This is a genomic window from Wansuia hejianensis, assembly GCF_014337215.1.
In the GTDB taxonomy this organism is placed as follows: Bacteria; Bacillota; Clostridia; order Lachnospirales; family Lachnospiraceae; genus Scatomonas; species Scatomonas hejianensis.
The window spans coordinates 888,308-901,561 of sequence record NZ_CP060635.1 but is presented as its reverse complement, the minus strand read 5'-3'; the positions used below and the strand labels follow the sequence as shown (position 1 = coordinate 901,561).

At 50.2% G+C, this 13,254-nt stretch carries 11 protein-coding genes and 1 other annotated feature; all 11 genes read right to left on the bottom strand.

Features of this window, described 5'->3' with window-relative positions:
* Window positions 1-17: 17 nt before the first annotated feature.
* The 11 genes from H9Q79_RS04140 to tyrS all read right to left on the bottom strand — a co-directional run bounded on the left by H9Q79_RS04140 (window position 18) and on the right by tyrS (window position 12,884).
* Window positions 18-467, bottom strand: coding sequence for a hypothetical protein (locus tag H9Q79_RS04140; RefSeq protein WP_118642712.1), 450 nt, complete (start codon window positions 465-467; stop codon window positions 18-20).
* Window positions 468-665: 198 nt separating this feature from the next.
* Window positions 666-2,381, bottom strand: a complete 1,716-nt coding sequence (locus tag H9Q79_RS04135; protein ID WP_249329248.1) for a putative ABC transporter permease subunit — start codon at window positions 2,379-2,381, stop codon at window positions 666-668.
* Window positions 2,374-3,099, bottom strand: coding sequence for an ABC transporter ATP-binding protein (locus H9Q79_RS04130; RefSeq protein WP_118642706.1), 726 nt, complete (start codon window positions 3,097-3,099; stop codon window positions 2,374-2,376). Before H9Q79_RS04130 ends, H9Q79_RS04135 begins: the two co-directional genes overlap by 8 nt.
* A 14-nt stretch (window positions 3,100-3,113) precedes the next feature.
* Window positions 3,114-3,683: an SMC-Scp complex subunit ScpB gene (scpB, locus tag H9Q79_RS04125; RefSeq protein ID WP_118642824.1), complete on the bottom strand. Its 570-nt coding sequence runs from the start codon at window positions 3,681-3,683 to the stop codon at window positions 3,114-3,116.
* A 14-nt stretch (window positions 3,684-3,697) separates the two neighbouring features.
* Window positions 3,698-4,483 carry a segregation and condensation protein A gene (locus H9Q79_RS04120; RefSeq protein WP_118642704.1) on the bottom strand — a complete coding sequence of 262 codons (786 nt, stop codon included), beginning with the start codon at window positions 4,481-4,483 and terminating at the stop codon, window positions 3,698-3,700.
* 11 nt (window positions 4,484-4,494) lie between these two features.
* The gene (locus H9Q79_RS04115; RefSeq protein WP_118642702.1) at window positions 4,495-5,295 is read right to left on the bottom strand and encodes a metallophosphoesterase; all 801 of its coding nucleotides are present in this window, start codon (window positions 5,293-5,295) and stop codon (window positions 4,495-4,497) included.
* A 78-nt stretch (window positions 5,296-5,373) separates the two neighbouring features.
* Complete coding sequence (locus H9Q79_RS04110; RefSeq protein ID WP_249329247.1) at window positions 5,374-6,573, bottom strand: D-alanyl-D-alanine carboxypeptidase family protein; 1,200 nt, start codon at window positions 6,571-6,573, stop codon at window positions 5,374-5,376.
* A gap of 311 nt (window positions 6,574-6,884) precedes the next feature.
* On the bottom strand, window positions 6,885-8,429 hold the full coding sequence (gene cls, locus H9Q79_RS04105) for a cardiolipin synthase (RefSeq protein WP_249329246.1): 1,545 nt from the start codon (window positions 8,427-8,429) through the stop codon (window positions 6,885-6,887).
* Window positions 8,430-8,519: 90 nt separating this feature from the next.
* Complete coding sequence (gene rpsU / locus H9Q79_RS04100; RefSeq protein WP_004222305.1) at window positions 8,520-8,696, bottom strand: 30S ribosomal protein S21; 177 nt, start codon at window positions 8,694-8,696, stop codon at window positions 8,520-8,522.
* Between the two features lie 129 nt (window positions 8,697-8,825).
* Window positions 8,826-11,465, bottom strand: a complete 2,640-nt coding sequence (gene alaS / locus H9Q79_RS04095) for an alanine--tRNA ligase (RefSeq protein ID WP_118642698.1) — start codon at window positions 11,463-11,465, stop codon at window positions 8,826-8,828.
* 192 nt (window positions 11,466-11,657) lie between these two features.
* Window positions 11,658-12,884 carry a tyrosine--tRNA ligase gene (gene tyrS, locus H9Q79_RS04090; protein ID WP_118642696.1) on the bottom strand — a complete coding sequence of 409 codons (1,227 nt, stop codon included), beginning with the start codon at window positions 12,882-12,884 and terminating at the stop codon, window positions 11,658-11,660.
* A gap of 80 nt (window positions 12,885-12,964) precedes the next feature.
* Window positions 12,965-13,209, bottom strand: a binding site (T-box leader).
* Between the last annotated feature and the right edge of the window lie 45 nt (window positions 13,210-13,254).

Below are 13,254 nucleotides of genomic sequence, written 5' to 3'. Positions count from 1 at the left end.
CCGTCAGATGTTAGTAATTAGTAATTTTTCCATTCCGCATCCAGCAGGTACTGTTCCAGGGAATCAGCCCGGGCGGCAAGCCTGAGCCATCGTTTTAATACACTCAGATCCTTTTCGGAACGAATGGCACTCCGCTGGCGTTCTGTCACCGTACCCAGAGCGTTCAGAAACTCAAGCACTGTCTCGGCTATTCCTTCTACTTTTCCCTCATCCCGTTCATCCATTAATAATGCGTTTAATGCTAATGACATATACTGTTCCTCCGCTTCTCTGTCCTGCTTAATCTTTAATCTCGAATCCTGAAGCTGCTTCACGTAACTGTCCTCAAAATCTTTTTCCCTTTCTTCCAGATTCGCCTTTATGAATTGCAGGAATTTTCGCAATTCTTCCGGAACCTCTCCGTCATTCTTCCCATACGCGTTCAGAAAAAAGCAGCATCCGCCGTCCTTTAATTCAAGAGAGGGCACCTCACGGCAGGACCTCGAACGGGTATTGCGTTCGTCCCGCGTATAGACGTCCAGCCTGACCCTTCTGTATTCCGGGTGGTATGTTATACTTTTTTCACGTATATGACTTCGATTCGTCCAATGGAGATTTGCATGATCGCTTCTGCAGAGAAATTCTACAAGAGAATTATATCATATCATTCAAAAGAAATCAACCGGTCAGCCTTCCAATTCGCTCAGCATTCGTGCCCCCGAAGTAAACAGTAAATTTCTCATGACCCAGGTCACAATTGCAAGAATCACCATAACTACAATTGTCACGGAATGGATATTCAAATGAAGCACCCGGTACCCCAGTACGCCCAGGCCGATCAAAGCGCCGCCTATCGCCAGGTCGATGAGCATGGAGAACATGGCGCGGTAGTTCTGTTTTACGGCCGCCGCCTCCGTCTCCCATTCCAGCTTCGGATGTGCGATGTCCATATAGAGCTGCTGGTAATTTACCGCCATCACAAACAGGACAGTAATCGCTGAGCTGTAAATAAGCGTCACCGGATGCAGCCCAAATATTACCGCTCCTAAGTTAATCAACAGTATATAGGGTAAGCTTCCCAGAATCCCGATCTTAATGCCACAGGACAAAAGCCCTCTGATCTGATCCTCATAGGACATGGGGATCATCTTCATGAAGCCAAAATTGTCCCCCTGCCTGGAAATGGCCGTGGATGAGACGAGGCACATCATAGAAATAAAGGCGGCCACACATCCCACGATCAGGACGGCCACCGCTACCGGCCCGTCCCCCCGGAGCAGGGTGAACAGCGGCAGCTCCCCTCGCCCCGTCATCTGTGAGAACAGATTCATAAAGGCGGCTGTCCCGGAGCTTCCCAACACGCTGACGGCGATGATCACCAGGAAAAACACCGGCCAGATCAAAGTCATGAGGACACAATTCATGAAATATACGGGCGTGCGGTAAAGCTTCTTCCACTCAATTCTTCCATAGGCTTTCACCGGATTGGTGCTCCGCACTTCCCTCCTGACTTCAGCCTCCGTCAGCTTCCTCTTCTCAGCCGTAGCCTCGCTCATGCCCAGCACGGCGGGCAGATACAGCTTCTGGGCAATCAGCAGGAACACCGCGAAGATCAGCACCGTCGTCCCATAGTAGAAAAGAATGTAAATAAACGATCCATGGCTGACACCCTTAGCCAGGAAAACCAGGTTGGGGAAGATCGCATGGAAAATATCAATCAGCCCCTGCTGGCCTGACAGAAAATTAATCATAGATTCTGCCTGAACCCCTTCCATTCCCCGGACCACAAATTGAATTCCGATGGCCAGCACCAGAGCCATGCCAAAGCCCAGATAACTCAGCATATCTTTATTCCTGATGTTTTTAAAAATCCGCATGATGATCATGCATAAAACCGCGGAATAAATCAGCGGGACCGCTGGAAGGCCGATGCATCCTAACACCATGGTAATCCAGTAGGAAGGGCCCATCTGCCCAGACACTCCGTACCCGGCCAGAATCGGTAAGAAAAAGAAGATCACCAGCCAGTATTCATTCAACAGGCAAACCAGCCATTTCGCCCCGACAATTTCCGCTGGACGCAACGGAAACGGCAGCAGCAGCGGCACATCCGTCGACATATAGAACACGCTCAGGATCGTAGCGATCCCGAACAGGAAGAACACACAGGCTCCTGCAATGCAGACCAAGTCCACGACCGCCGTCCCCTGTCCAAGGGGAGCAAACATGTGGTACATTTCTTTTCCCAACGTGAACAGCATCCCCGCCAGAGGCAGAAAGCAGACTGCCAAAATCAAATACATAGAAGTCCTGTTGCCAAATTTCTTTTTACCGTTTTTCTTCTGATTGTTTCCCAGGCCATTTTTCAGAAGAAACCGGGTCAGCAGCCACAGATTACGCATGTTCTGTAATCTCCAGGAAAATATTTTCCAGCGTTTCATTCGGATATTTTTCTTTCAGAGCTTCCAGTGTGCCCAGGTACACCTGTCTGCCGTGATTGATAATGCCGATCCGGTCGCAGAGTTTCTCCGCCACCTCCAGCACATGTGTAGAAAACAGTACCGAATTACCCGCTGCCGCATGCTCCCGCATCATTTCTTTCAATTCAAATGCTGATTTCGGGTCCAGGCCGGTCAGAGGCTCGTCCAGAATCCACACAGAGGGATTGTGGATCAAGGCGCCCATGACCATGATCTTCTGGCGCATCCCATGGGAATAACTCTGTATCCTGCTGGACAGCGCGTCCTCCATCTCAAATCGTGCCGCGGTTTTCTCTATGAATCCCTTCCGGGCTTCCGTAGTGACGCCGTAGATATCAGCCACAAAATTCAAATATTCGATTCCCTTGATCCTCAGAAATGAATCCGGGCTGTCCGCCACGAAGCCGAACTGCCTTTTTGCTTCCAAAGGCTCTTTTACAATGTCTTTGCCGTTGATCAGGATCTCTCCCTCTGTCGGTGAAAGGATTCCTGTAATCATCTTCAGCGTTGTTGTCTTCCCTGCCCCGTTCGGCCCGATAAAACCTGTAATTTTACCGTCCTCCACATCCCAGTTCAGGTCTTCAACAGCCATCTTCCCGCTGTTGCCATACCTTTTGCTCACGTGCCTTAAATTAATCATTGTCTTCTCCTTTATTAAATACCTATTTTTACCTCTGCCTCGGCTTCTGCCTTGAAATCCTCCAGCTGTACCGGATTGATCTCCGGCAGATGCTCGGTGGAATCGATTCCGAAATTGCGCAGGAATTCCTCAGTTGTCCCGAATAAAATCGGCCGTCCGGGGGCGTCCAGCCGCCCCAGCTCCTGTACCAGATCATATTCTACCAGCCGGTTGACCGCGTGGTCACACTTCACGCCCCTGATTTTCTCAATCTCCGCCTTTGTAACCGGCTGCTTATATGCGATGATCGACAAAGTCTCCAGCATGACGTCTGTCAGTACTGCTTTCTTAGGCTGCTGGGCTATGGTGATCAGGCAGTCATAATACTCCTGTTTTGTACAGAGCTGAAACGCTCCCTCCAGTTCAATCAGCTTAATTCCCCTGTCTTCCCTGTCATACCGCTCCTTCATCCGTTCCAATATCTCTCTGGTTTCCTCCGGCTCTTTTCCGATGGCTGCGGCGATCTTTGTTACCTCCACAGATTCTCCCATGGAAAATAAAATTGCCTCTATAGCAGCTTCCGGAGTTTTTTCCGCTTGCTCCATCTGCGTCACGCTCCTCATTCCTCTACTGAAGTATATGGTATTACGATTGTATCCTCATCTTCCATGGATTCAATCAGTATATCCCCAAAAATCTCTTCCTGCTGGATCCGGATCTTCCCCGTCTTCATCAGCTCCAGAACCGCCAGAAATGTCACGACGATCTGGGTCTTGCTGGGCTGCCCCTCCAGCAGCGCGCGGAAAGAAAACTGTCTTTCCTTCACCGCATAGCTCTCCACATATGTCATCTTCTCCGGAAGAGACACCTCCTCTTTCTCGATGTGCCCGAATTTGCTCCGGATCGGATCGATCTTATCCTCCTGGCGGCGCAGCACCGACCGAAAGATCTCATGAAGCTTATCCAGGGACATATCCGCCAGCAGCTCCTGCATATCCACCGGAGGCCTGTAGGCCAGCACACTTTTGGGAAGGCTCTGCTTCCGGCAGACAGTGTTCCCGGCTTCTGTCATCCGTTCCCTTAGCTCATAGGACATATATTTATATTTCTTATATTCCAGAAGCTGCATGACCAGCTCCTCCCGGGGATCTTCCTCTTCTCCCTCTTCATTCATCTCACGGGGCAGCAGCATCCGGCATTTGATGTCAATCAGCGTCGCAGCCATCACCATGAACTCACTGGTCACGTTCATATCCTCATGATCCATCTGCCTGATATAATCCAGATACTGGTCTGTAATTTCCGCAATCGGGATATCATAAATATCTATCTTATTCTTGTCGATCAGGTGCAGAAGGAGATCCAGGGGACCTTCGAACACCGGAAGCTTTACAGGAATCGCCATAGCCTCTCCCTTCACGATACTTTTATGTCCAGCACCACCAGTTCTCTGGGGTTGCAGATTCTCAGAGGCAGCGTATGCTCCCCCAGCCCCGCGCTGACAATCACTGACTTCCCGCCGCGTCTGAACAAGCCGTGGACATCCCCGGGAAACAGGCGGAAATCCGGACTGACCAGACCGCGGTGTTCTCCCAGGCGCACGACACCTCCATGATAATGGCCGCAAAGAGTCACATCCGCCCCCCAGCGGAAATATGTGTCCATCTGCGCCGGATTGTGGGCCAGCAGCATTGTCACATTCTCCGGGTCCGGGCGGCCCAGCGCCTGATTAACCGCTTCCACCGGAAGCTTTCTCCGCCTAAAGCGGTCATAATAACGGCGCTCCATATCGTAGCCGTAGATCACCGCTGTCAGGTCCTCCTTTTTGAAAACGGCCTTTTTATTTTCTAAAAATATAACTCCCGCCTTCTGCAGGGGCTTTTGATAGGCTTCATACATGCCGGGGTAGGTCTCCGGATATATTTTGGTTCGGTATTCATGGTTCCCTGTCGCACAATATACGGGATACCGCTCCGCAAGCTGAAGCATCAGGGTTCTTGCCGGCTCCACCGGGCTTCCGGGTTTCCCGACGATCATATCGCCTCCGCAGAGTACAGCGTCAGGCTTCGCTTCTCCGACAGCAGCCAGCAGGTCCCGGTTATCCGGACCGACCGTCACATTATGAAGATCGGTAAGAAAAGCGAACCGCAGAGTACCCCTCCCCAGCCCGCTTTTACGTTTATTCAGCTCATATTGTTGTACGGCAAATTTTTTCATACTCTGAAGTATACTATATTTTTCATGCAGACGCAACAACCGGATAGTTAATTATCCCCGGCGAAGGTTAATCGGAAGTTAACCTTCCGCCGGAACCTCATCCTGAGAATCTTTATTTCCAAAGCGCAGGTATTGCTTCCAAAGCAGCTTCACATAATCAACATATTCCGCGGCCTCCACATCCTTCTGATACAGAATCGCCACACTGCCGATTTCCTGCCCATCCAGCGTATAGACAGCCCGGCCGGCCGTCTCTCCCTTTTTAACCGGCGCGGTAACCTTCTCAGGGAGTTCTACCGTCTTCTGGATCTGTGAAAGGTCCCTTCCTTCGGTCTCCAGATATCGGAATTTCTCTGCATAGGCAACCTTCACCTCTTTTGTAATCGAATTTTCCACGGGAACCGGATTGAATTCCTCCTGGTTTTCATCCTCATAGAGGGTGCAGCTGCCAAACCCGTAATTCAGCAGGACTGACGCATCCGTAAACCGCACCTTGTGATCCGGCGCCCCCATGACCACTGCGATCAGGGTGATTCCGTTCCTCTGGGCCACGGCGCTGACACAGTATTTTGCCGTGCTGGTGCTGCCTGTTTTCAGACCAACGCAGCCTTCATAGCTTCTGATCAGCTTATTCGTATTAGACAGCGTAAAAGGTTTCGTCCCCTGGGCCGTCACATGGGTGATATCCTCCATCCAGATGGAAGAATAGTTAAGAATCTGAGGGTAGTGAGTCACCAGCTCCCGGGACATCAGCGCCACATCCCTGGCTGTGGTATAATGCCCGGCTGAATCTGTCAGCCCGCAGCAATCCTCAAATTTAGTCGCCGTCATACCCAGCTCCGCGGCCCGCGCATTCATCCGGGCTACAAAATCGCTCTCACTGCCAGCTATGTATTCAGCCATGGCAACTGACGCATCATTCCCCGACGCCACCACAATACACTTGATCAGTGTCTCAACCGTCTGTTTTTCTCCCTCCTCCAGAAAAACCTGGGAACCTCCCATGCTCTTGGCATGGGCGCTCGTAACCACTTCATCCGTCAGGCTGATCGTACCTTTTTCCAGTTCATCGAAAATCAGGATCAGAGTCATGATTTTCGTAATGCTGGCGGGGCTGCGCTGCTCGTCTGCATTTTTCTCATACAAAACCTGGCCGGTGCTCTCTTCCAGCAGCAGGACACTCGGGGCTGAAATCTCCAGTTCAGCTCGCACCTCTGCCGGCGTCATCATCAGAAAAATCAAAAGAAAGGACAATAAGCTGCAAAGAACTTTTTTCATAGACGCTCCATTTTCATCATTCTATCACAATCTATGAGCCCATCCAACATGATATGCACCGAAATATTCCAGAAACCATACCCGCAGGGTATCCCGTAATTCATGCCCCTCACGGGGCGGGAGAACAGCTCTCGCTGTTCCACAAGGTATACCCGCAGGGCTTTTTAAATCAATAGAGCAGCGGGAGCCGGACAGACTGCTCCCGTCCTACTGGCAGGCGGCTTCATCCCGAAGCCAAATCTGCCAGGAGGATCGGAATGTCTGTCCGGCTCCCGCTGCTTTTCTTTCACGTACTTATATTCCGGTCCGGATCATAAAATCGGCGCGATCGCTCTCAGGACACTCTGGAAGGCCCGTACAAAAATATGCCTGTTCTTGCAGAAATCCAGATCGATCTCTCTGGAGATCTCGAACGTATCCAACGCGTCTTTTTTTACTTCCATTACCGATTCCGTCTGATAGAGCCAGGTGCCGCATTCAAAGTGGAGGTACAGGCTCCTGTAGTCCAGGTTGATCGTGCTTACCACCGCCGCCTCGTCATCACAGACGAAGCTTTTAGAGTGGATGAAACCTGGCGTATATTCATAGATTCTGACTCCCGATTCCAGAAGCTGCTGATAATAGGACTGTGTCAGAAGAAAAACCATTTTTTTATCAGGTATGCCAGGCGTTACAATTCTCACGTCCACGCCCTTTTTGGCAGCGTTGCACAGCTCCGTCATCATTTCGTTATCCAGCACCAGATAGGGAGTAAAGATATATACATACCTCTTTGCATTACTGATCATGTTCCTGTATACGTTTTCACCCACTGTCTCGTCATCCAGGGGCGAATCACCGTAGGGCTGGACAAAGCCGTCGCTTTTGAAGGTTTCTTCGTAATATTGGCGGGGACGGTATTTTTCAAAGTCGCAGGGAGTCTGCAGCATAACCGACCACATTTCCAGGAACATAGCGGTCATATTCCAGACGGCCTCTCCATGGATATAGATGCCTGAATCTTTCCAGTGGCCGAACCGGGATCTCTGGTTGATATATTCATCTGCCAGGTTGATTCCCCCGTTAAAAGCCGTGTGCCCATCAATGACAGTGATTTTCCGGTGATCCCGGTTATTCAGAATAATATTTAAAAACGGGCGGAAGGGGTTAAAAGCGGCGCATTTAATGCCATAAGCCTGAAGCTCTCTGTAATATTTGGAGGGAAGCGTGGTCAGACAGCCTACGCCGTCATAGATCAGACGGACGTCCACACCCTGCTTTACCTTCTCCTTCAGAATGTCCAGGACCGTATCCCACATATAGCCTTCCGCCACAATGAAATACTCCATAAAGATATAATGCTCTGCCTTCTTCAGTTCTTCCACATATTTTGCGAACCAGTCTTCGCCTACGGCAAAATACTCCGTCACAGTATTCTGGTAACAGGGCATATGCACCGTATTGGTCAGATACCATGACTGGTTGGCTATGCCCAGATCCAGCTCCCGGAGCTTTTCCCGCACCTCAGGGTCTTCGCGCAGCAATTCCCCGTTTTCCTGCTTTACTTTCTTCAGTTCCTTCTGGAATTTCCTTGCCACTCTGGACTTGCCCATGACAAAATAAAAGATCAGGCCAACAATCGGCATGGCCAGGATCAGGATTGTCCAGATCAGCTTATAACCCGGATTGATCCTCTGGTTAATCAGCCAGAGAACCGTGGCAAAAGCGATCACCCACATGGCAACATTAAAAAAAACATTGCTACTGGTAATGAACAGAACCAGGAAAAAATACCATGCAAACTGGAGCGCCATCGCAAAAACAGTCACGGTAATTCGGTTAGAAAAGAACTTTAGTATTTTCTTGAGCATTCCCATCTGTAATTACTCCCTACTCACAATATTGACTATCAGAGTTATTCATTATACAAAAAAGCCCTGACTGGTGTCAAGGCTTTTTACGTGCACTTAATTATATTTACGCTTTCTAGCCGCTTCAGATTTTTTCTTACGACGAACACTTGGTTTCTCGTAATGCTCTCTTTTACGGATCTCCTGCTGAATACCGGCCTTTGCACAGCTGCGTTTGAATCTGCGTAAAGCGCTATCCAACGTCTCGTTCTCTTTTACGATTACATTTGACATCTTCTCACACCTAACCTCCCTCCAGTTGTAGATTGTGCTTAAATACAACTGTTTGGGTATTTTTTTGCACTACTATGATTATAGCAGATTTTTCCGATACGTCAACTGATTTTGCACATTTTTTTTACATTACTGGATCTGTGCAGAGAGTATCTCCGGGATCTTCTTCACCGCTTCCGGGATCTTGTCGGGATTCTTGCCTCCGGCCTGGGCCATGCCCGGACGCCCGCCGCCGCCGCCGCCCACAACTGAGGCTGCCGCTTTCACAAGATTTCCTGCATGTGCTCCCGCTTTCTGAGCTTCTTCTGTGACCATTGCCACCAGATTCACCTTTCCGTCTTTGGCGGATAACAGAACGATTACACCCTGTCCCAGCTTTTCCTTCAGCTGATCTCCCAGATCACGGAGGCCGTTCATATCCACATCCGGAACCGAGGCGGCCAGCAGCTTAATGCCCTTTATATCTGTCACCTGGTCCATCACATCTCCCAGCGATTCTGAAGCCATTTTGCTCTTCAGAGATTCATTTTCACTGTGGAGTGCCTTCAGTTCGGCCTGAAGATGTCCGATTTTATCCAGCAGGTCTTCCGGAGAGGCTTTCAGCGCCCTGGCTGCCTCATGAAGCTGCTCTTCTTCTCTCTTATAATAATCGATGACGCCCTGGCCTGTGAGAGCTTCGATCCTTCGTACTCCGGCAGCTGTCCCGGATTCTGAAATAATCTTAAACAGCATCACATCACCGGTGTTGTGTACATGAGTTCCTCCGCACAGTTCTTTTGAAAAGTCGCCCATGGAAACCACGCGGACTTCATCACCATATTTTTCTCCAAAAAGCGCCATTGCGCCTGTCTGCTTCGCTTCATCCAGAGACATGATATCCGTATGGACCGGAAGCTGTGCGGCAATTTCCCGATTCACCAGGTCCTCAACCGCCTGCAGTTCTTCCTTCGTCATCGCCTGGAAGTGTGCGAAATCAAAGCGGAGCCTGTTCGGCGCCACCAGTGACCCCTTCTGCTCTACATGAGCTCCCAGAACGGTCTTAAGCGCCTTCTGAAGCAGGTGTGTGGCACTGTGGTTCTTCTCTGTATTCTTTCTGGACGGCTGGTCTACTTTCAGCACAGCCTTCTCACCTTTGGATATCATACCAGACTTCATCGTTCCCACATGGCCGTATTTTCCGCCCCGGAGCTTTATGGTATCCTCCACTTCAAACACACCGTTAGCTGTCTCAATCCGCCCGCAGTCTCCCTGCTGGCCGCCCATGGTAGCGTAAAAAGGCGTCTGCCCGACAATTACCGTTCCTCTTTCACCCTCCATCAGGGAGTCCCTAAGCTCTGTCTCGCTGGTGAGGACGGTGATCTGTGATTCGGCCTCCAGACAGTCATATCCCACGAAATCCGTCGTCACGGAAGGATCTATTTCGTCATAGACCGTGGCGTCCGCGCCCATATAGTTCGTTGTCTCCCTGGCTTTTCGGGCCCGCTCCTGCTGCTCCTTCATGCATGCTTTGAAACCGGCCTCATCAATCTCATAGCCCTTTTCCTCCAGGATCTCCTTCGTCAGATCCACTGGGAAGCCATAAGTGTCATAGAGCTTAAACGCATGTTCACCGGACAGCTGTTTCTCACCCTTTTCATTCATCTTCTGCTCCATATCACCGAGAATCCGAAGTCCCTGGTCAATGGTTTTGTTAAACTGGCTTTCCTCATTATTGAGTACATTAAAGATAAAATCTTTTTTATCCTCCAGCTCAGGATAACCGTCTTTGCTTCCCTCAATAACCGCTCCAGCCAATTCTGCAAGGAACAGATGGCTGATGCCCAGCAGCCTTCCATGTCTGGCAGCACGGCGGATCAGACGGCGAAGCACATAGCCCCTGCCTTCGTTGGTAGGCATGATCCCGTCTGAGATCATGAAGGTTGCGGAACGTATATGGTCGGTAATCAGCCGTATGGAGACGTCGGTTTCATGGTTCTGGTGGTATTCCCGGCCGGCAATCTCACAGACACGGTTTCTCAGCGCCTGAATCGTGTCCACGTCAAATATAGAATCTACGTCCTGCACGACGACGGCCAGACGTTCCAGTCCCATTCCTGTGTCAATATTCTTCTGGTCCAGCTCCGTATAATGGCCTTCTCCGTCATTGTCAAACTGCGTGAATACATTATTCCAGACTTCCATATAGCGGTCGCATTCACAGCCTACGGTGCATCCCGGCTGTCCGCAGCCATACTTTTCCCCTCTGTCATAATAGATCTCCGAACAGGGGCCGCAGGGGCCGCTTCCATGCTCCCAGAAGTTATCATCCTTGCCGAATTTAAAGATCCGTTCCGGTGCTATGCCGATCTCGTCCTTCCAGATCTTAAAGGCTTCATCGTCCTCCAGATAGACGGACGGATACAGACGTTCCGGGTCAAGGCCCACTACCTCTGTCAGGAACTCCCAGGACCAGCGGATCGCATCCTGCTTAAAATAGTCCCCGAAAGAAAAGTTACCCAGCATCTCGAAAAAGGTGCCGTGGCGGGCCGTCTTCCCGACATTTTCAATATCACCCGTGCGAATACACTTCTGGCAGGTAGTCACCCTCTTCCGGGGCGGTATCTCAGCTCCGGTGAAATAGGGTTTTAACGGCGCCATGCCGGAATTAATCAGCAGCAGGCTTTTATCATTCTGCGGAACCAGGGAAAAGCTTTTCAGCGCCAGATGCCCCTTACTCTCAAAGAATTCCAGGAACATTTTCCGCAATTCATTTACGCCATATTTTTTCATGACATTTCCTCCAAAAACAGTTACTATATTTTTAATTCTGATACACTTACATGAATAAGCAGATTGCTTCCGGGCATGTAGAAACAGCTCACGCTGTTCCACAACGTATACTCCAGAGCATCCCGTAACTCATACCCCTGTCGGGGCGGGGGAGCAGCTACGCTGTTCCACAAAGTATGATAGCACAACTGGCTATTGGACGCAAATCTTTTTAAAGTTCTTTTTACCCCGTTTCAGCAGGATTCCGTCTGTACCGATGGATTCTTTCTTTACCTGATACCGGATATCGCCGATCTTTTCTCCATCAATGGAAACACCGCCCTGTTCTATCGACCTTCTCGCCTCTGAGCGGGTGCCGGCCAGCTCGGCCTTCACCAGCAGTGTGATTAAATCAATTGCCCCTTCTTCAAAGTCTTCTTCTGCCAGCTCTGTGGTTGGCATATGAGCGGCGTCACCGCCCCCGGTAAAGAGAGCCTTTGCGCCTGCCTCCGCTTTCTTGGCCTCCTCTTCTCCGTGAACCAGCCCAGTCAGCTCGTAAGCCAGGATCTCCTTCGCCTGGTTCAGCTGGCTGCCTTCCCACTGATCCATCTCATCGATCTGTTCAATGGGAAGGAAGGTCAGCATCCTCAGGCATTTGAGGACATCCGCATCCCCGATATTCCGCCAGTATTGATAAAATTCAAAAGGAGTCGTCTTGTCAGGATCCAGCCAGACCGCGCCTGACTGGGTCTTGCCCATTTTTTTGCCCTCAGAATTCAGCAGCAGGTTAATCGTCATTGCATAGGCGTCTTTATGCAGCTTTCTCCGGATCAGATCGGTCCCGCCCAGCATATTGCTCCACTGATCGTCGCCGCCGAACTGCATGTTGCAGTTGTAGCGCTGGAACAGCTCATAGAAATCATAGCTCTGCATCAGCATGTAGTTAAACTCCAGAAAACTCAGCCCTTTTTCCATTCTCTGCTTGTAGCACTCAGCCCTCAGCATCTGGTTTACTGAGAAATGAGGGCCGATCTCACGGATAAATTCAATATAATTCAGATCCATCAGCCATTCCGCATTATTCACCATCAGCGCTTTATCATCAGAAAAGTCAATAAAACGGCTCATCTGCCGCTTAAAACAGTCACAGTTATGCTGGATGGTCTCCGGCGTCATCATCTGCCTCATATCAGATCTCCCAGAAGGGTCCCCGATCATGCCGGTTCCTCCGCCCAGAAGTGCGATAGGCCGGTTGCCGGCCATCTGAAGGCGTTTCATCAGGCAGAGGGCCATAAAATGCCCCACATGAAGGCTGTCTGCCGTAGGATCAAATCCGATATAAAAGACAGCTTTACCATTGTCAACCAGCTCACGGATTTCCTTTTCATCTGTCACCTGGGCAATCAGGCCCCGGGCAACCAGTTCATCATAGATTTTCATTGTTTCATTCCTCCTGATTTTCGTATTTAAAATAGGAGTGAGGCGCTTCTTAATGCATAATAAAAAGCCCTCATCCCAAAACATAGGACGAAAGCTCTACTTCCGTGTTACCACCTAAATTCACAGCCGCTTCACAGCCGGCTGCCTCAGCGGGTACTGTCATACCCTGACGCTGATAACGTCCGTCAACACGCCGCAGCCTACTTGTACTCCGTTCGGTGCGGGGCTTGGGGATGTATTCGCAAAAGTTCCGCACGCGCCTCTCAGCTTCCGGCTGCTCTCTGTCTGCTTTCCTTCTGTTACTGGTTCCCTTCATTGCCTTTCTCTAAGATGCAGTATATCGGCCTGGCTGCAGAATGTCAAGAGGTAA

Bases quoted from the DNA above. Each gene is read 5' to 3' on its own strand.
- H9Q79_RS04135 (WP_249329248.1), bottom strand. From the start codon at position 2,381: ATGCGTAATCTGTGGCTGCTGACCCGGTTTCTTCTGAAAAATGGCCTG.
- H9Q79_RS04130 (WP_118642706.1), bottom strand. From the start codon at position 3,099: ATGATTAATTTAAGGCACGTGAGCAAAAGGTATGGCAACAGCGGGAAG.
- scpB (WP_118642824.1), bottom strand. From the start codon at position 3,683: ATGGAGCAAGCGGAAAAAACTCCGGAAGCTGCTATAGAGGCAATTTTA.
- H9Q79_RS04120 (WP_118642704.1), bottom strand. From the start codon at position 4,483: ATGGCGATTCCTGTAAAGCTTCCGGTGTTCGAAGGTCCCCTGGATCTC.
- H9Q79_RS04115 (WP_118642702.1), bottom strand. From the start codon at position 5,295: ATGAAAAAATTTGCCGTACAACAATATGAGCTGAATAAACGTAAAAGC.
- H9Q79_RS04110 (WP_249329247.1), bottom strand. From the start codon at position 6,573: ATGAAAAAAGTTCTTTGCAGCTTATTGTCCTTTCTTTTGATTTTTCTG.
- cls (WP_249329246.1), bottom strand. From the start codon at position 8,429: ATGGGAATGCTCAAGAAAATACTAAAGTTCTTTTCTAACCGAATTACC.
- rpsU (WP_004222305.1), bottom strand. From the start codon at position 8,696: ATGTCAAATGTAATCGTAAAAGAGAACGAGACGTTGGATAGCGCTTTA.
- alaS (WP_118642698.1), bottom strand. From the start codon at position 11,465: ATGAAAAAATATGGCGTAAATGAATTGCGGAAAATGTTCCTGGAATTC.
- tyrS (WP_118642696.1), bottom strand. From the start codon at position 12,884: ATGAAAATCTATGATGAACTGGTTGCCCGGGGCCTGATTGCCCAGGTG.